This is a genomic window from Mesorhizobium sp. WSM4842, from assembly GCF_055901575.1.
In genome coordinates this window covers 2,015,160-2,038,099 of record NZ_CM148372.1, presented here as the reverse complement: position 1 = coordinate 2,038,099, position 22,940 = coordinate 2,015,160, and the positions used below count along the sequence as shown (strand labels likewise).

26 protein-coding genes are annotated in these 22,940 nt (G+C 62.4%); 13 read left to right on the top strand and 13 right to left on the bottom strand.

All coding sequences use genetic code 11. From position 1 onward, the window contains the following. Positions 1-12: 12 nt before the first annotated feature. The 3 genes from AC0NIE_RS09810 to AC0NIE_RS09800 all read right to left on the bottom strand — a co-directional run bounded on the left by AC0NIE_RS09810 (position 13) and on the right by AC0NIE_RS09800 (position 3,185). A complete protein-coding gene (locus AC0NIE_RS09810; RefSeq protein ID WP_473488027.1) occupies positions 13-1,536 on the bottom strand; it encodes a tripartite tricarboxylate transporter permease in 1,524 nt (507 codons plus the stop codon). A 4-nt stretch (positions 1,537-1,540) separates the two neighbouring features. After that, positions 1,541-2,077: a tripartite tricarboxylate transporter TctB family protein gene (locus AC0NIE_RS09805; RefSeq protein WP_473488028.1), complete on the bottom strand. Its 537-nt coding sequence runs from the start codon at positions 2,075-2,077 to the stop codon at positions 1,541-1,543. A gap of 130 nt (positions 2,078-2,207) precedes the next feature. Beyond that, the gene (locus tag AC0NIE_RS09800; RefSeq protein ID WP_095496841.1) at positions 2,208-3,185 is read right to left on the bottom strand and encodes a Bug family tripartite tricarboxylate transporter substrate binding protein; all 978 of its coding nucleotides are present in this window, start codon (positions 3,183-3,185) and stop codon (positions 2,208-2,210) included. A gap of 207 nt (positions 3,186-3,392) precedes the next feature. Between AC0NIE_RS09800 and AC0NIE_RS09795 the strand changes: the two genes are divergently transcribed. Next, positions 3,393-4,166, top strand: coding sequence for an IclR family transcriptional regulator (locus AC0NIE_RS09795; protein WP_095496906.1), 774 nt, complete (start codon positions 3,393-3,395; stop codon positions 4,164-4,166). Between the two features lie 50 nt (positions 4,167-4,216). Here the strand turns inward: AC0NIE_RS09795 and AC0NIE_RS09790 are convergent, their stop codons facing one another. After that, positions 4,217-4,756 carry a GNAT family N-acetyltransferase gene (locus AC0NIE_RS09790; RefSeq protein WP_473488029.1) on the bottom strand — a complete coding sequence of 180 codons (540 nt, stop codon included), beginning with the start codon at positions 4,754-4,756 and terminating at the stop codon, positions 4,217-4,219. A 244-nt stretch (positions 4,757-5,000) separates the two neighbouring features. Between AC0NIE_RS09790 and AC0NIE_RS09785 the strand changes: the two genes are divergently transcribed. Further along, a complete protein-coding gene (locus AC0NIE_RS09785; protein ID WP_473488030.1) occupies positions 5,001-5,456 on the top strand; it encodes a DUF2214 family protein in 456 nt (151 codons plus the stop codon). On the opposite strand, the gene nth is transcribed toward AC0NIE_RS09785, so the two are convergent. Next, entirely contained in the window at positions 5,450-6,253 is an 804-nt protein-coding gene (nth, locus tag AC0NIE_RS09780) for an endonuclease III (protein WP_473488031.1), read from the bottom strand. The genes AC0NIE_RS09785 and nth overlap by 7 nt on opposite strands. A 22-nt stretch (positions 6,254-6,275) precedes the next feature. Here nth and AC0NIE_RS09775 point away from each other — a divergent pair, with 22 nt between their 5' ends. After that, positions 6,276-6,770: a DUF2244 domain-containing protein gene (locus AC0NIE_RS09775; RefSeq protein ID WP_123151742.1), complete on the top strand. Its 495-nt coding sequence runs from the start codon at positions 6,276-6,278 to the stop codon at positions 6,768-6,770. Between the two features lie 567 nt (positions 6,771-7,337). On the opposite strand, the gene AC0NIE_RS09770 is transcribed toward AC0NIE_RS09775, so the two are convergent. Beyond that, on the bottom strand, positions 7,338-8,153 hold the full coding sequence (locus AC0NIE_RS09770; protein ID WP_473488032.1) for a class I SAM-dependent methyltransferase: 816 nt from the start codon (positions 8,151-8,153) through the stop codon (positions 7,338-7,340). A gap of 113 nt (positions 8,154-8,266) precedes the next feature. Here AC0NIE_RS09770 and AC0NIE_RS09765 point away from each other — a divergent pair, with 113 nt between their 5' ends. From AC0NIE_RS09765 to AC0NIE_RS09750, 4 genes are all read left to right on the top strand, one after another. Continuing rightward, positions 8,267-9,145, top strand: coding sequence for a methylated-DNA--[protein]-cysteine S-methyltransferase (locus tag AC0NIE_RS09765; protein WP_473488033.1), 879 nt, complete (start codon positions 8,267-8,269; stop codon positions 9,143-9,145). Positions 9,146-9,360: 215 nt separating this feature from the next. After that, the gene (locus AC0NIE_RS09760; protein ID WP_473488034.1) at positions 9,361-10,269 is read left to right on the top strand and encodes a ribokinase; all 909 of its coding nucleotides are present in this window, start codon (positions 9,361-9,363) and stop codon (positions 10,267-10,269) included. Positions 10,270-10,278: 9 nt separating this feature from the next. Beyond that, positions 10,279-11,727 (top strand): amidase, encoded by a 1,449-nt coding sequence (locus AC0NIE_RS09755; protein ID WP_473488035.1) that lies wholly within the window; start codon positions 10,279-10,281, stop codon positions 11,725-11,727. Positions 11,728-11,837: 110 nt separating this feature from the next. Beyond that, entirely contained in the window at positions 11,838-12,452 is a 615-nt protein-coding gene (locus tag AC0NIE_RS09750; RefSeq protein ID WP_473488036.1) for a LysE family translocator, read from the top strand. A 54-nt stretch (positions 12,453-12,506) separates the two neighbouring features. Here the strand turns inward: AC0NIE_RS09750 and AC0NIE_RS09745 are convergent, their stop codons facing one another. Beyond that, positions 12,507-13,448: a nucleoside hydrolase gene (locus tag AC0NIE_RS09745; RefSeq protein WP_473488037.1), complete on the bottom strand. Its 942-nt coding sequence runs from the start codon at positions 13,446-13,448 to the stop codon at positions 12,507-12,509. 143 nt (positions 13,449-13,591) lie between these two features. Here AC0NIE_RS09745 and AC0NIE_RS09740 point away from each other — a divergent pair, with 143 nt between their 5' ends. Then, positions 13,592-14,017 carry an Hsp20 family protein gene (locus AC0NIE_RS09740; RefSeq protein ID WP_473488038.1) on the top strand — a complete coding sequence of 142 codons (426 nt, stop codon included), beginning with the start codon at positions 13,592-13,594 and terminating at the stop codon, positions 14,015-14,017. A 153-nt stretch (positions 14,018-14,170) separates the two neighbouring features. Further along, entirely contained in the window at positions 14,171-14,428 is a 258-nt protein-coding gene (locus AC0NIE_RS09735; RefSeq protein ID WP_473488039.1) for a BQ00720 family protein, read from the top strand. 74 nt (positions 14,429-14,502) lie between these two features. Here AC0NIE_RS09735 and ptsN read toward each other — a convergent pair whose 3' ends face one another. From ptsN to lptC, 6 genes are all read right to left on the bottom strand, one after another. Continuing rightward, complete coding sequence (gene ptsN, locus AC0NIE_RS09730) at positions 14,503-14,967, bottom strand: PTS IIA-like nitrogen regulatory protein PtsN (RefSeq protein WP_095488401.1); 465 nt, start codon at positions 14,965-14,967, stop codon at positions 14,503-14,505. Between the two features lie 83 nt (positions 14,968-15,050). After that, the gene (gene hpf / locus AC0NIE_RS09725) at positions 15,051-15,635 is read right to left on the bottom strand and encodes a ribosome hibernation-promoting factor, HPF/YfiA family (protein ID WP_123151737.1); all 585 of its coding nucleotides are present in this window, start codon (positions 15,633-15,635) and stop codon (positions 15,051-15,053) included. A gap of 268 nt (positions 15,636-15,903) precedes the next feature. Then, on the bottom strand, positions 15,904-17,430 hold the full coding sequence (gene rpoN / locus AC0NIE_RS09720; RefSeq protein ID WP_123151736.1) for an RNA polymerase factor sigma-54: 1,527 nt from the start codon (positions 17,428-17,430) through the stop codon (positions 15,904-15,906). 190 nt (positions 17,431-17,620) lie between these two features. After that, on the bottom strand, positions 17,621-18,439 hold the full coding sequence (gene lptB, locus AC0NIE_RS09715) for an LPS export ABC transporter ATP-binding protein (RefSeq protein WP_123151735.1): 819 nt from the start codon (positions 18,437-18,439) through the stop codon (positions 17,621-17,623). After that, entirely contained in the window at positions 18,439-19,050 is a 612-nt protein-coding gene (locus AC0NIE_RS09710; RefSeq protein WP_473488040.1) for an LptA/OstA family protein, read from the bottom strand. Before AC0NIE_RS09710 ends, lptB begins: the two co-directional genes overlap by 1 nt. Beyond that, complete coding sequence (lptC, locus tag AC0NIE_RS09705; protein ID WP_473488041.1) at positions 19,037-19,750, bottom strand: LPS export ABC transporter periplasmic protein LptC; 714 nt, start codon at positions 19,748-19,750, stop codon at positions 19,037-19,039. The genes AC0NIE_RS09710 and lptC overlap by 14 nt, the downstream gene beginning before the upstream one ends. 320 nt (positions 19,751-20,070) lie before the next feature. Here lptC and sppA point away from each other — a divergent pair, with 320 nt between their 5' ends. The 4 genes from sppA to lhpI all read left to right on the top strand — a co-directional run bounded on the left by sppA (position 20,071) and on the right by lhpI (position 22,911). After that, positions 20,071-21,024 carry a signal peptide peptidase SppA gene (sppA, locus tag AC0NIE_RS09700; protein WP_473488042.1) on the top strand — a complete coding sequence of 318 codons (954 nt, stop codon included), beginning with the start codon at positions 20,071-20,073 and terminating at the stop codon, positions 21,022-21,024. Between the two features lie 70 nt (positions 21,025-21,094). Beyond that, positions 21,095-21,379, top strand: a complete 285-nt coding sequence (locus tag AC0NIE_RS09695; RefSeq protein ID WP_006200394.1) for an integration host factor subunit beta — start codon at positions 21,095-21,097, stop codon at positions 21,377-21,379. A gap of 83 nt (positions 21,380-21,462) precedes the next feature. Next, positions 21,463-21,795, top strand: coding sequence for a LapA family protein (locus tag AC0NIE_RS09690; protein ID WP_473488043.1), 333 nt, complete (start codon positions 21,463-21,465; stop codon positions 21,793-21,795). 135 nt (positions 21,796-21,930) lie between these two features. Continuing rightward, positions 21,931-22,911 carry a bifunctional Delta(1)-pyrroline-2-carboxylate/Delta(1)-piperideine-2-carboxylate reductase gene (gene lhpI / locus AC0NIE_RS09685; protein ID WP_473488044.1) on the top strand — a complete coding sequence of 327 codons (981 nt, stop codon included), beginning with the start codon at positions 21,931-21,933 and terminating at the stop codon, positions 22,909-22,911. Positions 22,912-22,940 lie beyond the last annotated feature (29 nt).

The following is a 22,940-nucleotide window of genomic DNA, read 5'->3' as shown; positions in this document are numbered from 1 at the left end:
ATGACAGCCAGGTCAGGCATCGCCCGGCACATGCTCCGGTCCGCGTAGGCGCCTGCGTTCGACGTAAGCGTAGATATGCGGCCCAATCAGCCCGATGAACGCCAGCGTCAGCAGCGTCAGCGACAGCGGATGCTTGTAGAACACCGACCAGTCGCCGTTCGAGATGGTCATCGCGCGGCGGAACTGCGTTTCGGCGAGCGGCCAGAGGATCATGCCGATGATGACCGGCGCCGTCGGGAAATCGAAGCGCCGCATCAGGAATCCGGCCCCGCCGAGCAGATAGAGGATGACGAGGTCGGTCGGTGACTGCGAAATACCGTAGGTGCCGACCGTGGCGAACACCAGGATGCCGGCATAGAGCTGCGGCGCCGGGATTTTCAGCAGCCGCACCCACAACCCGATCAGCGGCAGGTTGAGGATGACGAGGATGATATTGGCGATGAACAGGCTGGCGATCAGCCCCCAGACCAGATTGGCCTGCGTCATGAACAGCATCGGCCCGGGATTGATGCCGTAGCTCTGGAAGGCCGACAGCATGATCGCGGCCGTCGCCGAGGTCGGCAGGCCGAGCGTCAGCATCGGCACCAGCACGCCGGCAGCCGATGCGTTGTTGGCGGCTTCCGGTCCGGCAACGCCTTCGATGGCGCCGACCGTCCCGAACTCCTCCTTGTGTTTGGAGAGCTTCTTCTCGATCGCATAGGACAGGAAGGTCGGGATTTCGGCGCCGCCGGCCGGCAGGGCGCCGATTGGGAAGCCGAGCAGGGCGCCGCGCAGCCAAGCCTTCCACGAGCGTGCCCATTCGGCCGCCGTCATGTAGAGCGAGCCCTTCAGCGGCACGATCTCGTCCTTGCCGGCATAGCGGCGCGAGGCCATGTAGAACGTCTCGCCGACTGCAAAGAGGCCGACGGCGACGACGATCACGTCGACGCCGTCGAGCAATTGGCTCATGCCAAAGGTGAAGCGCGGCTGCCCGGTCTGCAGGTCGACGCCGATCATGCCGATGACGAAGCCGATGAACAGGCTGGTCAGGCCGCGCACCGACGACGAGCCGAGCACCGCCGAAACCGTGATGAAGGCCAGCACCATCAGCGAAAAATATTCGGCCGGGCCGAAAGACAGCGCGAATTTGACCACGACCGGGGCCAGGAAAGCGACACCCAGCGTGCCGAGTGTGCCGGCGACGAACGAGCCGATCGCCGAGGTGGCGAGTGCCGCGCCGCCGCGGCCGGAACGGGCCATCCTGTTGCCTTCCAGCGCAGTGACGATGGTTGCACTTTCGCCCGGCGTGTTGAGCAGGATCGATGTCGTCGAACCGCCATACATGGCCCCGTAATAGATGCCGGCAAACAGGATGAAGGACGCTTCTGGCGCCACCTGGTAGGTGATCGGCAAAAGCAGCGCGATGGTCAGCGCCGGTCCGAGGCCGGGCAGCACGCCGATCGCTGTCCCCAGCGTCGTGCCGACCAGGCACCACATGAGATTGACCGGCGTAAAAGCGACCGAGAATCCGTGCGCGAGATGGCTGAGCGTTTCCATGGCTTCAGCCTCTCAACATACGGATAATCGAATCGAGACCGGTGTTCAGCTGGTTCTCGATGAAGCCGGCGCCGATATTGACGCCGAGCGCCCTGGCGAAGCCGAAATAGGCGGCAAGCGCCAGGATCAGGCCGAGCAGCACGTCACGCAACGGGTGTCTGCTGCCAAACCCGTGGCAGATGAGAACGAACATGATCACCGAGGCTGCGGTGAAGCCAAGCGGCTGGATCAGAACAAGGTTCGCGACCAGTCCGACGGCGACGATGCCCATGGCCTTCCAGTCGGTCGGCGTTTCCTTTTCCTCTTCCGGTTGCCAGCCGCCCCGCAGGGCGGCGACGATCAACAGGAGGGAAAGGATCGTCATGCCGAACATGGTGATGTAGGGGAAGACGGTCGGGCCGACCTTGGAGTAGAGCGGCGACACCGGAATCGACAGCGTCTGCCAGGCTACTGCGCCGGCGCAGGCGAGAAGCCCGATGCCGATCAGCAATTCGGGCAAGGCAAGGCGCGGCCGCGCCGCCTGCTGGTCGCTGGTGCTCATGATCGTCCTCCCTGGATAGGCCGGTCTCCCACAGCCGACCTCACCGCAGTTTCACTCGCGCTGGATCGTATGTCCATGCGGCTGGCGAACATCGGAAAGGGGCAGTGCAGACCGCCCCTGTCCGAGGACATCAGGCAAGGCCGAGGTCCTTGAGGATGGCTGCGATCCGGGTCGTGTCTTCGGCGAGAAATTTAGCATAGTCGTCGCCGGTGAGCAGGATTTGCGTCCAGTTGCGGTTTTTGCATTCGGTGGCCCAGGCATCACTTTTAGCCATGGTCTCGACCAGCGTGATCATCGCCGCCTTGTCGGCGTCGGAAACGCCCGGCGGTGCGAAGACGCCGCGCCAGTTGAACAATTCGACATCGATGCCGGCTTCCTTCAGCGTCGGTGCATCGATGCCTTCCTGGCGCTTGTCCGCGGAAATGGCGAGCAGCCGAAGCGCGCCTGCCTTGACCTGTTCGGAGAACTCGCCATAGCCGGAGATGCCGGCCGCGACCTGGTTGCCGAGAAGCGCCGACAGTGCCTCGCCGCCGCCGGCGAACGGCACGTAGGAGAGGTTGGCTGCCGGAACACCGGCCGTCTTCGCGATAAGGCCGAACAATATGTGGTCCGAGCCGCCGGCCGAACCGCCAGCCACCGGAACCTTGGTTGGATCGGCTTTGAGGGCGGCGACGAAATCCGCTGCGGTCTTGAACGGCGAGGCCGCCGGCACCACAAGCGCCTCGAATTCGCCGGTGAGGCGGGCGATCGGCGTGACTTCGGTGAGATTGTTGGCCGATTTGTTGGCGATAATGGCGCCAACCATGACCATGCCGGCAACCATCAGCGAATTGCCCTTGCCGTTCCACTGGCTGATGAATTGCGGCAGGCCGACTGTGCCGCCGGCGCCGCCGACATTGGTGATCTGCGAACCGGAGATCAGCTTCTCACTGCGCAGCACCTGGTCCATCGTGCGCGCCGTCTGATCCCAGCCGCCGCCGGGCGCTGCCGGCACGAAGATCTGGATCTGCGGCGCATCCTGCGCAAAGGCGGGCGAGAGATGCAACGCTGCGAAACCGGCGGCGCCGGCAGCGGCGGTGCTCATTAAAAATCTGCGTCTGTTCAGCATGGGATTCCTCCAATCACGACACCTCCTCTGGTGCCTGCCAGCAACGTAGCCTGAATTCAGACCCGCTCGACAAAAATTCATGCAGCCTTTGTCTTGTTCTGTCAACAGGAACGGCATTCTACTGGACAGAACTGTCTGCACGCGGCATAGTTGTTGTTCCGATCGGCCCTTCTGTCCAACTGGGAACGGAACGACGTGGTCAAGCAGATGACCGTAACACAATCCAAGCCTGCGTCGACCAACGGTGTTGCCGCGCTCGACCGTGCGATCGCCATCCTCGATGCTTTCGCTACCGCCGACCGGTCGCTCAGCCTGGCCGAAATCGCGGCGCGGACCGGCCTCTACAAGAGCACGATCCTGAGGCTGGCGAACTCATTATTGCGCGGGCAGCTGCTGGAGCGTCTCGACGACGGCCGCTACCGTGTCGGCCCTGCCACCTTCCGGCTGGGTGCCCTATACCAGCGTTCGGTCGTGGCGATCGACATCCTGCTGCCGATCATGCGCGATCTGGCCGAGCGAAGCTGGGAAAGCGTCGCTTTCTATGTCCGCTCGGGCGACGTGCGCACCTGCCTCTATCGTGTCGAGTCCAAGCATCCCATCCGCTACACCATACGGGAAGGCGACGTGCTGCCGTTGCTGGCCGGTACGGGCGGCCGCGTGCTTGCGGCGTTTTCCGGTCAGCAGGGCGAGCCTTACGAGACGATCCGCAAAACCTACCATTGTTTGTCGGTCGGCGATCGCGACCCCGAGACAGCGGGCGTTTCGGCACCAGTGTTCGGGCCGGGGCACACCTTGCTCGGTGCGTTGACGCTGTCAGGCCCGAGCACGCGCGTCGACGCGGCCTTTCTGCAGCGCATGAAAAATCCGCTGATCGAGGCGGCCGCGCGCGCCACCCGCGCTTTCGGCGAAGACGCCTCGATGCTCGAACAGGCGGCCCTAAAAGCCAAAGCGGAAGGCCCGGTGCTGAAGCGGCAGGCCTAGAAAGCCTCGATTCGGCCCGATCGGAACCACAGGATGACAGGCCGCAACCCTCAAGGCTGCCGTTCCAGCAGGATCGTCGCATCGTCGTGATAGGTGGTCCGCAACACTTCGCTGTAGCCGCATTTGGCCGCGACGCTCAGCGAAGCGGTGTTTTCCGGATCGATGATGCAGACAGTCCTTGCGCGCCCGAATGCCTCGTCGCCCCAGGCGAGAACCCGTCCGACGACTTCGCTTGCGAAGCCTTGGCCATGGGCGCTCGGGACCAGCGCCCAACCGGCTTCCGGAACGCCTTCGATCGACGGCACGATGTTGCGCTTCAAATCGTGAAAGCCGGCTTCGCCGATGAAGCGGCCGGTCGCCTTGTCCTCGATCGCCCAAAAGCCATAGCCCAGCAGCGACCACAGGCCGGCATGACGCAGGAAGCGCATCCAGCTTTCCTCCCGCGTGCGCGGCTTGCCGCCGATGAAGCGTGTGACGGCCGGATCGGCCCACATGGCGACATAGGCGTCGAAATCATCGAGCTGGTGTGGCCGCAGCACGGTGCGCGGCGTTTCAATGACGGGAGCGACAAGCGCCTGTGGATTGATCATGTGTCGTGCCTCGGTTGCGTAAGTTTGCCTGTGCTTAGTAGCCTGCCCTTGGATTTGACCCGGGGGTGCTCGGCGGTTTTGGGGGACAGCGATATGCGACAGAGATCCAAATCGCCTGCACCAGACAAGAGCCAAAGCCTGTGCAGATCATCTTCCAGCCCAATGTGAATCCTGCCCGGCGGTGCTACTTTTCACCAGCAGCTGATTCAGCATCCGCTGTGCCGTCCGACGGAGGGAAAAGGGCATGGATACCACCGATCTTGCGCTTGCCATCTTTCATCATCTGCTGGTGTTTTCATTGGCGGGCATCATCGGCGCCGAATTTGTCCTGATCCGCGGCGATCTGCCCGCCGCGACGCTCCGGCGGCTTGTCGGCATCGATCGCCATTACGGCATCCTCGCCATGCTGATCATCATCGTCGGCATCGGCCGCGTCATCTACGGCCTGAAGGGCTGGGAATTCTACGTCTACAACTGGGTGTTCTGGGCAAAGATGGCGGCCTTCGTCATCGTCGGCCTGCTGTCGATCATTCCGACGGTCCGCTTTGTTTCCTGGAACAGGCAGGCCTCGGCCAACCCCGGTTTTCAAGTGCCGGCGGCGCAACTTGCATCCGTTCGAACTTATGTCCGCGCCGAAGCCTTCATCTTCCTGCTGATCCCGGTCTTCGCCGCGGCGATGGCGCGCGGCTACGGCTACTGAATTTCGCCTACGGGTTCGAGCGGCGCAATTTCGACCAGCGGCGCCGGAATATCATTCGTCTTCTCCTCGGCCTTGCAGATGTCGGCGATGACACAGACCGGACAATCCGGTTTGCGCGCCTTGCAGACGTAGCGGCCATGCAGGATCAGCCAATGATGCGCGTGGCGCATATATTCGTCCGGAATGATCCTCAACAGCCCCTGCTCGACCTGTTCCGGCGTCTTGCCGGGCGCCAGTCCCAGCCGGTTGCCGATGCGGAAGATATGCGTGTCGACCGCCATCGTGTGCTGGCCGAAGGCCATATTAAGCACGACATTGGCGGTCTTGCGCCCGACGCCCGGCAGCTTGACCAATTGATCGCGGTCGTCGGGCACGTCGCCGCCATGGTCGCGGATCAACGCTTCCGACAGCGCAATGACGTTCTTGGCCTTGTTGCGCCAAAGCCCGACGGTGCGGATATAGTCGCCGACCTTGGCCTCGCCGAGCGCCAGCATCTTTTGCGGGGTGTCGGCGACCTTGAACAGCGCCCGCGTTGCTTTGTTGACGCCGACATCGGTCGCCTGTGCCGAAATCACCACAGCCACCAGCAGCGTGAAGGCGTTGATGTGTTCGAGCTCGCCCTTCGGCTCGGGCCGCTGAACGGAAAAGCGTCGGAAAATCTCGTGCACCTCGGCCGGGCTGTAGCGCGAATGGGACCGCACCGGCCGGGCACGCGGCTTGGCGTTCGAGCCGTCGCGTCGGCCGGGGGGCGATTCATTTTCGGGTGTAGAGGAATTTTTGGGCTTGGGGCTCGTCATCCCCTTCCTATAATATCCCGTCATGAGCGACACAAACGCCTCATTTCAGGCCGACGAGCCATTCTTCCAGGCGTTGCTGATACCGCATCGGTCGCTGGGCAAAACCGGCTTTGCCATCCTGATGGGCGCTCTGCTGTTCGGCTCGTTGGTGACCGGAGCGTTTTTCCTGTCGCGCGGCGCCTGGCCGGTGTTCGGCTTCCTCGGTTTCGACGTGATTGCCGTCTACATCGCCTTTCGCGCCAATTATCGTGCCGCCCGCGCCCGCGAGGAAGTGTCGGTCTCGCGCACCAGCCTCGACATCCGCAAGACCGCACCGTCAGGCAAATCGGAAGCGCATCGCTTCAATCCGTTCTGGGCGCGTTTTTCGGTCGCCCGCCACGCCGAGATCGGCATCACCAGGATGGCGGTGGAAGCACAAGGCCAGAATGTGCCGATCGGCGGCTTCCTCAATCCCGACGACCGCGAGAGCTTTGCGTCAGCTTTTTCGCGCGCCCTGGCGACCGCCAAAGCGCGCTAGGTTTAGATGACTGGCCGCTTCCAGCCGCCAGCGTAGATAAGCCAAAAAATCAGACCAGCCACCGCGCCCAAGGTCGCGGTAGACAGCACGTCCGATGCCAGCTCCCAATACCCACATAAAGTGCGCGTGCCATTCGCTATGATTCGGCACCCTGTTATCCAGAAGTTGGTCGTCTCATTTTTGGGCAAGAATTCCGGAAAAATATTGAACCACGCTCCTATCGCGGCAGCGAACCCTATCGTTACCCACGTCGAGAAAATTCTAAGCCATCTCAGAAGAATGTAGAGTGGGACCCCAAACAGTATTGCAAAAGACCATGCAAAAATGGTTGCGATCTCAATACCGCCAAAAATTGGCCCGCTAAAACAAGACTTTCACTCAACTCATTGTGAAAAACGACGATGTACAATTCTCGAAGAATCTCGACTGCCACCGCTATTGGAGGGCCAGAAAAAAGGCCGCTGCTGCCCGTGCATCTTGCTTCATTTCTATAGATCCATCTTTCCGACAATTCGCATTAAGTTCCTTATCGAGCAACGAGGCGCGAAGCGCAGAGGGGAAGTTATTTCAGAATCGATACCGCAACATCCTGCCGATCTTGCGCAGCGGCGGAATATAGCTCCAAAGCCGGATGAGCAGCCTCGCGACCCAGCTCATACGGGCGGCGTGTTCCGGCCGGTAGGCCGAAAGGTCCTCGACCAGTTGCAGGCCGGGCACCTTTTGCTCCAGTTCGTGCGGATCCTCGATGCTCCAATGGACCTCGGCGCCAGTCGCGCGGAAGGATCGATTGAGGCGAATGATCTTCAAGCCAAAGCGGCTATAGGCGTCGAAAACCAATTCGCCGCTCGAAAGATGCGACACAAGCCGCGAAAACAGTCTTGGACCCTCGTCAGCGGCAAGGTAGGGAGTGAGCCCTTCCGCCACGACCATGGCCGGACGATCGCCAGGCACTTCGTCCAGCCAGCCAGGCTCGGTGACTGACGACGCGATCAGGCGGTAATGGTCGCGCGGCGGATAGAGTTTGCGCCTGAGCTCGATGACTTCGGGATAGTCGATATCGAACCAATCCACGCGGGATGGTGGATCGATGCGGAATATCCGCGTGTCGAGCCCGCAGCCGAGATGCAGCACGATCGCTTCGGGATTCCTGGCCAGAAAGGCCGAAACCCAGTCATCCAGCGTCTTGGCCCTGATCGCCAAGCCGACGCCGAGATTGTCGTCGACCTTCAGCCGCGAGAAATCATAGTCGATGCGGCGAACCGCCTCGTCCGCAAAATGATCTTTCAGCAGCGATTGAGGCAACCGGCTCTCCAGTGCCTTGCCATAAATGGTAATCAGCAGCGTCTCCTTCTCCTTGGTGAGATGCACCTTCTCGCCAGCCATCGTCGGCTCCTTCCTCGAAGCCAGATCTATCTGGGTGCACATGACGAGAAGGCAAGTTTCGGGTGGTGATCGCAGCCGCGAAGGACGATATTCACGGTCAAGGAGATAGTCCGATGAACGCACAGACAGCTATTCTGAAGAAAGACATCACACCCGAAGGCGGTGACTACGAAGTTGTTCGGCGCGCGATCGAGAAGATCAGCCTTGATTACCGTGACCAGCCGTCGCTCGAAATACTGGCCGAGGAAGTCGGCGAGACGCCGACCGGCCTGCAGAAGCTCTTCACACGCTGGGCCGGCCTGTCGCCCAAGGCCTTCCTCCAGGCGGTCACGCTCGACCATGCACGCAAACTGCTCGATTCCGGCATGCCGCTGCTCGAGGCTTCTTTCGAGGTCGGCATGTCAGGCCCCGGCCGGTTGCACGACCTTTTCGTCACCCATGAGGCGATGTCGCCGGGCGACTACAAGACGCGCGGCGCCGGACTGACGATCCGCTACGGCTATCATATCTCGCCCTTCGGCATCGCCCTGATCATGGTCACCGACCGCGGCCTTGCCGGCCTCGCCTTCAGCGATGCCGGCGGCGAGCGCGGGGCCTTTGCCGACATGTCCGGCCGCTGGCCGAACGCAAACTATGTCGAGGACATGGCCGCGACGGCGCCCTATGCCGCGCGCATCTTCGATCCGGCGCTGTGGCGCGCCGACCAGCCGCTGCGCGTCGTCATGATCGGCACCGACTTCCAGGTCCGCGTCTGGGAGGCCCTGCTGCGCATCCCGATGGGCAAGGCCTGCACCTATTCCTCGATCGCCGCCGGCATCGGCGCGCCGAGCGCCAGCCGAGCGGTGGGGGCCGCGGTCGGCGCCAATCCGATGTCCTTCGTGGTGCCGTGTCACCGGGCTCTCGGCAAGTCTGGCGCGCTCACCGGTTACCACTGGGGCCTGACCCGCAAACGCGCCATCCTTGGCTGGGAAGCGGGACAAGTCGGATCTTGATGAAACGCCCATAGATTCGGGCCAGCAGCGCGCGGGTTCATCTCGCGCGGTCTGGCAAGCGGCGACCTTACGGAGTAGCTTCCCGCGCAATTAGAGCGACGTGCGTCCATTCGGACGCACAGAGTGCGCTCTAACACTTTAATTCTACCCATCGTGTTTTCCGAAAATCGATTCCGATTTTCGAAAAACACGAAGCGTCAGCAGGGAGGCACCACTTGATCATCGTTATCGGCTCGATCAACCTTGACCTTATCGCCAATGTCGACCGCTTGCCCGCACCGGGCGAGACGGTTCGCGGCTCCGGATTTACCACCGCACCCGGCGGCAAGGGCGCCAACCAGGCCCTGGCCGCCGCGCGCGCCGGTGCCAAGGTGCGCATGGTCGGCGCGGTCGGCAAGGACAATTTCGCAACTGAAGCGCTGGCGCTGCTGCGGGACGGCAAGATCGACCTGTCCGGTGTCGGCGAAACCTTCGCCTCGACCGGCACGGCATTGATCATGGTCGCCGACGACGGCGAGAACGTCATTGCCGTGGTGCCGGGCGCCAATGATTCGGTCGTGACAGGCGACCTCTCCAGGGCTTTCATGAAAAAGGGCGATGTCGTGCTCCTGCAGCAGGAGGTCCCGCTGCAGACTGTCGATGCAGCACTGGACGCGGCCCGGGCGGCAGGCGCGGTCACCGTGCTCAACACGGCACCATTCCGCGGCGAGGCGGCCGCCTTCCTCGGCAAGGCCGACTATGTCGTCGCCAACGAGACCGAATTCGACCTCTATGGTGAGGCGCTGTCGCTGAGCGGCCGTGATCGCCCGGCGCGGATGCGCGATTACGCCGGGAAGACCGGCCGCTCAATTGTCGTCACGCTCGGCGGTGACGGCGTTCTGGCTGCGACGCCAGCCGATCTTCTGATGGTTCCGGCGCTGAAGATCACCCCTGCCGACACGGTCGGCGCCGGCGACACGTTTTGCGGCTATTTCGCCGCCGGGCTGTCATCCGGCCTGCCGCTCGATCAGGCGCTCGCCCGTGCAGCAGCCGCTGGTTCGCTCGCTTGCCTGAAGCCCGGCGCCCAGCCGGCGATCCCGCTGGCGAAGGAAGTCGACGCTGCGCTTCAAAAATCCGCCAGCTAGGTGAGAGCCATGCGTCCGGCCACAAAACACCCCGTGCCGCCTGCCGGCGATATCTGCCGTCTGTCCGCCGTGGACCTTGCCGACGCGATCAGGCGCCGTCAGCTGTCCGCGCGCGAGGTGGTGACGGCATTCCTCGACCGGATCGACGCCGTGAACCCGCTGGTCAATGCCATCGTCTCACTACGCGACCGTGCCGACATCTTGCGCGAGGCTGACAAGGCAGACGCCCATCTGGCGCATGCAGGGCATGCCGGACCGCTGTTCGGCCTGCCGATCGCCATCAAGGATCTCGCGCAGACCAAGGGCCTCAGGACCAGCTTCGGCTCGCCGATCTTCGCCGATTTCGTGCCGCAGGAAGACGATTTCTTCGTGGAGCGCATCCGCAAGGCCGGCGCCATCATCATCGGCAAAACCAACGTTCCCGAATTCGGGCTTGGCTCCAATACCTACAACACCGTGTTCGGCCCGACGCTCAATGCTTTCGACGCGGCCTTGACCGCCGGCGGTTCGAGCGGCGGCGCGGCGGTCGCGCTGGCGCTCGACATGCTGCCTGTCGCCGATGGCAGCGACTTTGGCGGCTCGCTGCGCAACCCAGCCGCCTACAACAATGTCTATGGCTTCCGTCCGTCGCAGGGACTTGTCCCGGCCGGTCCCGAACTTGACGTCTTTCACACACAGATGGGCGTCGAAGGACCGATGGGCCGCAGCGTGCGCGACATGGCGCTGCTGCTCGACGAGCAGGCCGGCTACGACCCTCGCGCGCCGCTCTCACATCACAAGCAGGGCTGCTTCCTACAGGGACTGCAAACGGCAGCCGCCGGCGGCCGCATCGCCTGGTTCGGCGATCTCGGTGGTCATCTGCCGGTCGAACCTGGCATCCTTGATCTTTGCAGGGCCGCTCTCGGCCGGTTCGCCGACGTATCCTTTCAGACCGAGGCGCTGGTGCCGGATTTCGACTACGAAGCGCTGTGGCAGGCCTTTGTGACGCTGCGCCAGGCAAGCAGCGGTTGTGCGCTCAAGGCGCATTACGACGATCCCTTCAAACGCAGTCTTCTGAAGCCGGAGGCCGTGTGGGAGGTGGAACATGCGCTGCAGCTCACGGCGCCGCAAATCCACGCCGCCACGGTGAGGCGCTCGTCCTGGCACAAAACCCTGCTGTCGCTCTTCGACCGCTTCGACCTCGTCGCACTGCCGACTGCGCAGGTCTTCCCCTTCGAGTTCGCCACCCACTGGCCGACGCAAGTGGCCGGGCGTGCCATGGACAGCTATCACCGCTGGATGCAGGTTTCAGCGTTCGCCACGCTGGGCGGCTGCCCGGCGGTCAACGTACCGGCGGGCTTCGATGCCAGAGGCAGGCCGATGGGCATGCAACTGATCGGGCGGCCGCGCGGCGACATGGCCGTGTTGAGAGCAGCGGCAGCCTACGAGACGACGCTGCCGTGGCAGGCCGGAGCCTAAGTCCAGGTCAAGGCCGCCAGCGACGTATCCTGCCGGCTTGCACCGGCGTTGCCGTCATGCATTGATCACGATCGGCCGCGTCGCAAGCCGCATATTGTCGAGGAAAAACCATGTCGCTGGAACTCTACGCTACCTATGTCGTTGCCTGTATTGTCATTGTCCTGGTGCCTGGACCGACCGTCACGCTGATCATCGCCAACAGCATCCGCCATGGCTCCCGCGCCGGTCTCGCCAATGTCGCCGGCACGCAGGCCGGGCTGGCCATCATGATTGCCATTGTCGGCATCGGGCTGACCTCGCTGATCGCGGGAATGGGCCATTGGTTCGAATGGGTCAGGCTGATCGGCGCTGCCTATCTGATCTGGATGGGTGTGCAGATGTTCCGCTCCAAGGGCAAGCTGAACGCCGACGGATCGGCGAAGACACCGCGCGGCGGCTTTTTTCTGCAGGGCCTGCTGGTGGCGATCAGCAATCCCAAGACGCTGGTGTTTTTCGGCGCCTTCTTTCCGCAGTTCATCGCCCCTGAAGGCAACTACGCGTTGCAGATCGGCGTCATGGGTCTCACCGCCCTGATCTTCGCCGCCGTGTCGGATTCGACCTTCGCGCTCGCCGCCGGCCGCGCCGGACGCCTGCTCTCGGCCGGCCGCATCAAGCTCATGTCCAGAATCAGCGGCAGTTTCCTGATCGGCGGCGGTCTGTGGCTGGCGTTTTCAAAGGCGAAGTGAGCGGCACCTTTCCTTCCCCCCCTTGTGGGCCCACAAGGGGAGAAGGAAGGAGCCCTAAAGCCGCCCCAGCCTTTCCAGCAGCAGTGCGAAAAACGCATCATGGTCGATGTCGCGCATCACCATGGCGTTGTTCGGTCGCTTGGTCACGCCCCACCAGTCGATCACGGTCATGCCCATGGTGAGCTCCGAGGCGGTTTCCACGGTGACGTTGCAGTTGCGGCCCCTGAATAGCTCCGGCTTCAACAGATAGGCGATGACGCAAGGGTCGTGCAGTGGACCGCCATCGGTGCCGTATTTCTCCTCGTCGAAGCGCTCGAAGAATTCCAGCATCTCCGTCGTAGCCGTGCCGACCCTGGTGCCGAGCTTGCGGAAGGCCTGGGTTCGCTTGGCAGTGGTCAGCGCCTTGTGGGTGACGTCGAGCGGCATCATGACGATCGGGATGCCGGATTTGAACACGACGTCGGCGGCATGTGGATCGACATAGATGTTGAATTCGGCGGTCGGCGTGACGTTGCCGCCTTCGAAGAAGCCGCCGCCCATCAGCACGATTTCCTTGATGCGCGGCGCGATCTTCGGCTCGCGGATAAGCGCCAGCGCAACGTTGGTGAGCGGTCCGAGCGCGCAGAGCGTAATCGTGCCGCTCTCTTCCTTCATCAGTGTCTCGACGATGAAATCCACCGCATACTGGTCCTGCAGCTTCATTGTCGGTTCGGGCAATTGCGGTCCGTTGAGACCGGTCTCGCCATGCACCTCCTCGGCGGTAACCAGTTCGCGCGCCAGCGGCCGGATGGCGCCGGCATAGACCTTGATGTCAGACCTGCCGGCCAGTTCGCAGATCTTGCGTGCATTCTTTTCGGTGAGCCTCAGCGGCACGTTGCCGGCGACGGCAGTTATGCCGACGATCTCCAGCTCGGCGCTGCCGAGCGCCAGCAATATGGCGACGGCATCATCCTGGCCGGGATCCGTGTCGATGATGATCTTGCGGGATAGGGGCATTTCAATTCCTTGTTTGGGGAGTCTTTTTGGGCGGGGCTTTTGACGGCTTGAACTTGACCGCGGGGCGGACCATATCAAGACCATCGGGAAAAATGCCATCTGGGTTTTTCCACTTTATGTCGCTCTTGAGAGGACAATGTAACATGAGCCGAATGACGCCTTTTTCCAGCCCGCTTCTCCTGGGTTTCGACGCCATGGAAAAGACCCTGGAGCGTCTGGCGAAGTCGGGTGATAGCTACCCTCCCTATAACATCGAGCGCCTCAGCGGTGCCGACGGCAAGGCCGAAAGGTTGCGTATCACGCTCGCTGTCGCCGGTTTCGCCGACAACGATCTAGATGTGACCACGGAGGAGAACCAGTTGGTCGTGCGCGGCCGCCAGAACGACGATACCGAGCGCGAATTTCTTCATCGCGGCATTGCCGCGCGCCAGTTCCAGCGCTGTTTCGTGCTGGCCGACGGCATGCGGGTGATCACCGCGGAGCTGAAGAACGGGCTTTTGTCGATCGATCTCGATCGGCCCGAGTCCGAACGGCTGGTACGGAAAATAAACATATCGGTGAAAGACTGATCCTTACCGGAAAATCGGAATCGATTTTCCGAAAGTACGATGCAGCAAATTGAAGTGTTAGAGCGTCCTTTGTGTGTCCAATTGGACACACGGCGCTCTAATGGCTCTCATGCGAGGCGGCCTGAGCGGAGTCCTCGCGACAAGGAGGCTTAAATGACTAGAACTGACGAAAATCTTATCATGACCAGCGGCGAATTCGCCCATCTCGGCGAAGGTTCGGTCGCCTATCTCAGGAAAGTGTCGAGCGACGATCTGCGCGGCCGTTTCCCGGGCCTCGGCGAAATCGCGCCCGGCCTTGAACTGTGGGCCCTGTTTGCCGCCAATGGCCAGCCGATCCTGCTTTCGGACGCTCGCGACCGGGCGCTGGCTGGCGCCCTGGAAAACGACCTGATCGCCGTCGCCATCCACTAACAATAGGCGCAGCGATCTGGTTGGAAACGGACAGGGCCGCTCACGGCGGCCCTTCAACGGATCCAATCAAAAACTCAGGCCGCGTGTGAGGCTTGCGTGTCCGACAAAAGCGCGTGGATCGCTGCGGCGTCGCGGGTGCCCCTGATCTTGGCCACCGTGTCGGCGTCGCGCAGCACCCGCGCGATGCGCGACAGCGCCTTGAGGTGGTCGGCGCCGGCGCCTTCGGGCGCCAAAAGCAGGAACACCAGATCGACCGGCTGGTCGTCCAGCGCCTCGAAATCGACCGGCGTCTCCAACCGGGCGAAAACCCCGGCGATCCGCTTGACCCCGGCCAGCTTGCCATGCGGAATGGCAATGCCGTTGCCGACACCGGTCGAGCCCAGCCGTTCCCGCTGCAGGATGGTGTCGAACACCTCCCGTTCCGGAATGCCGGAAATCGCTGCCGCCCTTTCGGACAGCATTTGCAGCAGTTGTTTCTTGGAGTTCGCCTTCAACGCCGGCAAGATTGCCGGAACGTTGATAAGATCGCTCAGATCCATACTTGAAATCCCTTGTTCGCCTGCCGTCGCCAGCCCTCACTCTCGCGTGCGGCTGGTTCCTTATCCCAGTGCGGCCTTGGTCGTCATCCCTGCGCGACCTTGGTCGTAGACGGGTCGATCCAGCCGATATTTCCGTCCGGCCGGCGATAGACGATATTGAGATGCTCGTTTCCGGCGTTGCGGAAGACGAGAACCGGGCTGTCCTTGGTGTCGAGCTCGATCACGGCTGACGCCACCGACATGGTCCGCAGCGTCATGGTTGATTCGGCGACGATGGCTGGCGCGAAATTCTCCGGTATTTCCTCATCGTCATCGGCAAGCGGCGCCATCACCGTATAGGCGATGTCGGTGAGTTCGCCATTGGCATTGCCTGAATTATGTGACTTCAGCCGACGCTTGTAGCGCCGAAGGCGGGTTTCGAGGCGATCCGCCGCGGCCTCGAAAGCGAGCGTCGGGTCCTGGGCTTCACCGGTCGCCTGCAGCGAAGCGCCGGAATCCAGCCGGATCATGCAATCGGCCGTGTAGCGCGACCCCGATTTGACGACTACAATTTGCCCTGAAAAGCCCCGATCGAAATATTTCCCGATCACTTCTCCGACACGGTCGTTGATGCGCGTACGGAACGCATCGCCGACATCCATGTGTTTTCCTGATATGCGCAGTGTCATCTGAAAACTGACCTTCCTTGCTCAGGCTTCAAACTGTCCCGAGTTTATACCCGTGGTCTGTGCGCACAAGCTTTGCGGCGTCACTTGCGCCGATTTTAAATCCGAACTTTCCGGTTGATCACAAGCCGCCTTCTTTGACCGTCCCGTGGCCAACGTCGTGACGGACCATCCGCATGCGGGCAGTAGCCCGTCCCATGCGGGCGGGCTTCTAGCCACTTCATTGCGGCTTGTCAATGAAGCGCGAAAGCTGTGGAAATTCCGTCGGGGATCAACGTCCGGCGCTGGCCAAAGCGCGTTTTTCACGCCGCCGCTGCACCGACGAGGGAATATTCATGCCCTCCCGATACTTGGCGACCGTGCGCCTGGCGATATCGACGCCACTTTCCCGCAACATATCCACAATCGCGTCGTCGGAAAGCACGTCGGCCGGTTTCTCCTCGTCGATCAACTGCTTGATGCGGTCGCGCACCGCTTCAGACGAATGCGCATCGCCGCCACCCGACGAAGCGATCGAGGCGGTGAAGAAATAGCGCAGTTCGAACACGCCGCGCGGCGTCAGCATGTATTTGTTGGCGGTGACCCGGCTGACGGTCGATTCGTGCATGCCGATGGCGTCGGCCACCGTGCGCAGGTTGAGCGGCTTCAGGTGACGCACGCCATGGACGAGGAAGGCGTCCTGCTGGCGCACGATTTCTGAGGCAACTTTAAGGATGGTCTTCGCCCGCTGGTCGAGACTGCGCGTCAGCCAGTTGGCGTTTTGCAGGCATTCCGCCAGGAAATCCTTTTCCGTCTGGTTTTTCGCATGCGGTGAAACCTGGGCAAAATAGATATGGTCGACCAGCACGCGCGGCAGCGTTTCGGCATTGAGTTCGATCACCCAACTCCCGTCATTGGCCGCCCGCACTTCGACATCAGCGACGATCGCATCGCTGGCACCGCCCGAAAACGCCATCCCCGGGCGCGGATCGAGCGCACGTATCTCGGCCAGCATGTCGAGCAGATCCTCCTCGTCGACCCCACAGATCCGTTTCAGCGTCTGGAAATCGCGCCGCGCCAGGAGCTCGAGATTGGCGATCAAAGCCTTCATCGCCGGGTCGAGCCGGTCGCGGACGGCAAGCTGCAGCGACAGGCATTCGGCGAGGTCGCGGGCAAAGATGCCGGCGGGCTCGAATGTCTGGCAGACCTCGAGTGCATTCGTCACCGCCGCTCTGTCGGTGCCGAGACGAGCGGCGATCTCAGCCATGTCGGCGCGCATGTAGCCGGCCTCATCGAGGCCATCGGCCAGTTCGCTGGCGATCAGGCGTGCTGCCGGGTCGGCGAAAGCAAGCGCGACCTGTTCGCCGACATGCTCGCGCAGCGTGATGGCGGCGGCCGCCATGTCTCCGACCTCGAAGCCGTCCGACGAGGACGCGGAACCGTTGCCGGAGGCCGATTTCCATTGGGCCGTCAGGTCGGGACCGAGCCGCTCGCTGGTGCCGGGGTCGTCGGGAAACAGGTTTTCCAGCGAAGTATCGAGCTTTTCCGAGATCGCCTCGGCGCTCCACGCCGTTTCCTTCTCGAACCAGTCGCCGCCGGTGGCCGTTTCCGGCGCGGCATCGATCTTCTGCGCCTGATCGCTGACGGCATCGTCCTGCGGCTCGGCGCGATCGAGTAGAGGATTGCGCTCGATCTCGTCGTCTATGAAGCGTTCCAGCTCGACGTGGGTGAACTGCAGCAGCCGGATCGACTGCATGAGTTGCGGCGTCATCACCAGCGACTGGGACTGTCGTAGCTGTAGTTTTGCCGCCAACGCCATGGTTCGGTTTCAAACGCCCTGTCTACGCATCCGGACTGCCGGAAGGAGTTGGGCATAGAAACTGGCCCGGCTTTTGCTTGTCAAGGCGACAGCGATCAAAACTCGCCTGTCGGTGCGTTATTTGGAGGAGAAATCGGAGAAAAAGGCTCGTCTCGCGCCAAAAATCGCGCTTGGAGGGGAATTTTCCCGCTTAGAGTGTAAATCCCTCACCGAGATAAAGCCGCCGCACATCCGGGTTTGCGACCACTTCATCGGCCCGGCCATGGGTCAGCACCTGGCCGGCATGGATGATGTAGGCGCGGTCGATCAGGCCGAGCGTCTCGCGGACATTATGATCGGTGATGAGCACGCCGATGCCCCGCGCCGTCAGATGGCGCACGAGTTGCTGGATATCGGCGACGGCGATCGGATCGATGCCGGCGAAAGGTTCGTCGAGCAGCATATATGCGGGGCGGGTCGCCAGTGCGCGCGCGATTTCAAGGCGGCGCCGCTCGCCGCCGGAAAGCGACAGCGACGGGGCCTTGCGCAAATGGCTGATGTGAAACTCCTCGAGCAGTTCGTCGAGACTGCGTTCGCGCTCCTTGCGGCTCTTTTCGACCACTTCGAGCACGGCACGGATGTTTTGCTCGACGCTCAAGCCGCGAAAGATCGACGCTTCCTGCGGAAGGTAGCCGATGCCGAGGCGGGCGCGGCGGTACATCGGCATCGAGGTGACATCGAAGCCGTCGATTTCGATTGTGCCTTCATCGACCGGCACAAGGCCTGTGACCATGTAGAAGCAGGTCGTCTTGCCGGCGCCGTTGGGACCGAGCAGCCCGACCGCCTCACCGGCACGCACGCCGATCGTCACGCCGCTGACGACTTTGCGGCCCTTGTAGCTCTTGGTCAGGCCCTTGGCGATCAAGGTTCCCTTGAACTTTACCTGGTCGACGCTGACCGTGGCCGGTGCCGCAAGTTTGCTGGCGGCGCGTCCTGGGAGACGCGCCATCAGCGATGCTACGTCGACCATCAGGGGTTCGCCGCTCCCGACTTCGCCGGCGGCGTGATCGACATCATGACGCGGCCCCCGCAGGCGTCGACCTGGGCCAGGCCGCTCTTCATCTGCACGGTGAGCTTGCAGCCGACCAGTACATTGTCACCTTGCGAAAGCACGACCTTGCTGCCTGAAAGCACCAGCACTTCCGTCTTCATGTCGAAGGTGCCGCTGTCGCCGGTGGCGACCTGGTCGTCCGATTTGATATAGACCTTGTTGGCCACCTCCAGACGGTCGATGTTGGCCGAGCCGGTCATCGCGGCACCTGCGTCCTGCGCTTCCTTGGCGTCAGCGTCGGCGTCCTTGACGTAATAGACCGTCATCTTGCCGGCCTTGAGCAAAGTCGGCCCCTGGACGACGCTCACATTTCCTGTGAACACGGCGACGCTTTCCGCCTGGCGGACCTCGAGCTTATCGCTTTCGATCTGGATGGGCTTGTCGCCGGACAGTTTGAGGCCCGACAACTGGCTGGTGGCCTTGGACTGCGCCAGAGCCGGCGTCGTCCCCAAGCTCAGCCCCAAAGCCAGCCCAAGGGCCGGCAACGCCGAAGCTGCTGCCCCGAGCCGTGTCGAACTACTGAACCGCATTGGATTCTCCGCTCATTGCCTCTGCCGCTTTCAAGCTGGCGGGATCGATGTTGACACGCACTCTGTTCTCGAAAACCACGATCTTGCCGTTGTCCTGGATCGACATCGAATCTGCGGTGATCCGCGACCCGCCGCGGCTGACGTCGACCGGGTCGTTCGTCTTCATAGTGCCTTTGCCCATATCGAGAAAGACCGATTTGAACTTTGCCGCCAAGCCATCGGTGGTGGTTATGGTGACATCGCTGGTCAGGCTCATCGTGTTGCCGTCACGATTGTAGGTGCCGTGCGAGGCATTGATGGCCGCCACATTGTCAGTCGATATCGGCAGCTTGGCGTCGATGCCCTCCAGATTGATGATGCCTTGCTTGGTCACGTCCTGTAGGGCGCGCAAGGCCGTCATGGAATAGGGCAGTTTCTGCTTGGTGAACCCGTTGAGCTTGGGGTTGGCCATCACCAGCTTGCCATTGGCGAAGGCGCTGCCGTCGGCCTGGACCTGGATTGAGCCAGGCGCCGCGAGATAGGTATAGATCGGGAAGGCGACCGCGATCGCGGCAGCGGCCAGCGGCACCGCCAGCTTCAAGATCCGCACGCGGCGCGAATGGCGCTGGGCAATGCCGAAGGCGTCGACCCGCGCCGGGCCTACGTCCGGGGGAGCCAACTCCGTCTCGGTGTTGGTCGGTTCGATCGGTCGCGCTAACATAACTGCTTTCTTTTAAACCCCTGCCGCCAAGCACCCCTATAGGTGGGATGCCGGCGCCCTCAAGCAAGCACAAGCGGAGGAAAACCGCAAAAGTGTGACGGTTGCAGTTGTACAAACGAAAATGAAACCGGCACGACTTGCATCTCATACCAGATACAGGCGCACAGCGTTAGGGGCCTGTGGATTGGTCTTGATGTCTCTTGAAACGCCGGCTCGCGAACGTCGAAACCCTGTCTTTGGCGCAAGCTCGTCAGGAATCGGTAGCCGGGCGCGGATGGTTGCTTTAAAAGCATCTGCTTCCACCGACTATGAGGCTGACCATGGCACTGAGAGCCGACGACCTGATCGACCGCCGCCGCTTGCGCCGCAAGCTGACATTCTGGCGCGTTGCAGCGCTTGTTGTCGCGGCAGTCGGGCTGATTGCCTTTTCGAGCTGGATTTACGGTGACGACTTCACTGGCACGGCGGTCGACCATATCGCCAAGGTCAAGATCGAGGGCACCATTACCGAAGACGAAGACCTGATCAAACAACTGGACACCATCCGTCAATCATCGAGGGTGAAAGCTGTGATCCTGTCGATCGATTCACCGGGCGGCACCACCGTCGGGGGCGAATCGATCTACGAAGCAGTGCGCAAGCTGGCCACCGAGAAGCCGGTGGTGGCCGAGGTCGGCACGCTGGCCGCATCGGCGGGCTATATGATCGCCACCGCTGCCGATCATATCGTCGCGCGCAAATCGTCGATCGTCGGCTCGATAGGCGTGCTGATCCAGTATCCGGACGTCAGCGGCCTTATGGACAAGCTCGGCATCAAGCTCGAGGAAGTGAAATCCTCGCCGTTGAAAGCCTCGCCATCGCCTTTCAAGCCGACCAATGACGACGAGCGCACCATGGTCCGCAAGCTGATCCTGGACAGCTACGACTGGTTCGTCGGCGTCGTCGCCGAACGACGCAACATGACCAAGCCGGAGGCGCTGGCCCTGGCCGACGGTTCGATCTTCACCGGCCGGCAGGCTGTTGCCAACAAATTGGTCGACGCGGTCGGCGGCGAGACCGAAGCGATCGACTGGCTCGCGACCAAGGGCGTCGACGCCAAGCTCAAGGTGGTGGAGTGGAAGGACGCGGAAAGCGGCGGCTTCCTGTTCTCGAAAGCGACGGCGCGAACCATCGGCAGTGCGCTCGGCCTGCCCGACTATGGCGGCGAGATCATTCACGAACTTGGTGCCGACCGCTTGTTTCTTGACGGTCTCGTTTCCGTCTGGCACCCTTGAGACGAGTGAAAAAAGCAAATAAAATCATCCTCATAATTTTGACCGCAGTGTTTTCACGGGGAGCCTTCTCATGATCAAATCCGAACTTGTGCAGATCATCGCCACACGCAACCCGCACCTTTTTCTGCGCGACGTCGAAAACATCGTCGGCGCGATTTTCGACGAGATCACCGACGCGCTTGCCGAAGGCAACCGGGTCGAGCTGCGCGGTTTCGGTGCTTTCTCGGTGAAAAACCGCCCCGCCCGCACCGGCCGCAACCCGCGCACCGGCGAATCCGTCGAGGTCGAGGAGAAATGGGTGCCGTTCTTCAAGACCGGCAAGGAATTGCGTGAAAGGCTGAACGGCGGCAAATAGGCGTCGCGCGAGCTCGTGCGCCATGCCGGCCTTTTTCAGTAGGGCGCGGCCCGCGGCCGGGCCCGTCTTCGACAGGAAATTCCATGTTCAATCGTTTCATGCTCGTCGTGGTCTTCGTGCCGCTGGCCGTCATCCTGATTGCGCTGGCGGTCGCCAATCGCGATCCGGTTGCCTTCACCCTGGATCCGTTCAACCCCGGCAATCCGGCGCTGACGCTGACGCTGCCGCTTTTCATCTTCCTGTTCCTGGCTCTCGCCATCGGCATGGTGGTCGGCAGCCTGGCGACCTGGATCAAGCAGGGCCGCTATCGCAGGCTGGCGCGCCAGCGCGGCGTCGAGGCCGAGAACCTGCGCCAAGCGGTCAGCCGTGCGCCGGCTGCGCCACAAGGCCCGGCCTTGCCGAAGCCGACGAACTGAGCCAACACAGCGCCGCACGTCCTTTGGGACGCACATAGGACGCCGTACCATTTTGATTACGCATGATCTTTTCCGAAAATCGGTTCCGATTTCCGCGGTTATGCGTTAGGCGTATTTCTCTCCACGGAGTTTCCCATGCTGACCATTTCGGCGGCCGAGGTCGATCATGCGCTGACCTTTCCCGGCCTGGTCGAGACTCTGCGCGCGGCCTTTCGCGATGGCGCGATGCAACCGGTCAGGCATCACCATATGGTCGAACGGCCCGACGGCGCGGCCTCGACGCTGCTCCTGATGCCGGCCTGGACCGACTTCAATGCGGCCGGCACGTCGGCAGGCGGCCATATCGGCGTCAAGATCGTTACGGTGTCGCCCGACAACAACACCGTGGGCAAACCCGCGGTGATGGGGCTTTACCTCCTGCTCGACGGCGCGACCGGCGAGCCTGAAGCCATGATCGACGGCCAGCGGTTGACGCAGTGGCGCACGGCCTGCGCCTCGGCGCTGGCCGCCTCCTATCTGGCCCGCGAGGACGCTGAGCGGCTGCTGGTGGTCGGTGCCGGCGCGCTGTCGCCGTTCCTCGCCAAGGCGCATTCAGCGGTGCGGCCGATCACCGCCATCCGCATCTGGAACCGCACGCCGGCCAATGCAGAAAAGGTTGCGTCGGAATTGCGCGCCGAGGGCTTTGCGGCCACCGCCGCGAGCGATCTCGACGCCGAACTCGGCCAGGCCGACATCGTTTCGTCGGCGACGATCACGACCACGCCGCTGATCAAGGGCGCGCTGTTGAAGCCGGGAACCCATGTCGATCTGGTCGGCGGTTTCACGCCGACCATGCGCGAAAGCGACGACGATGCGATTGCGCGTGCCCACGTCTATGTCGACACCCGGGCCGGCGCCACCAAGGAAGCGGGCGACATCGTCCAGCCGCTGGCCTCGGGCGTGCTGGAGGCGCAAGCCATCGTCGCCGACCTGCATGAATTGGCACGCGGCCAAAAGAAAGGCCGGCAGAGCCCCGGTGAGATCACGCTTTTCAAATCGGTCGGCGCAGCCCTCGAAGACCTCGCCGCCGGCATTGCGGTGTACAAGGCGCTGAAGAGTAGGGGAGTAGGGGAGTAGGGGAGCCGTACCAATCGTGCGGCTTCGTG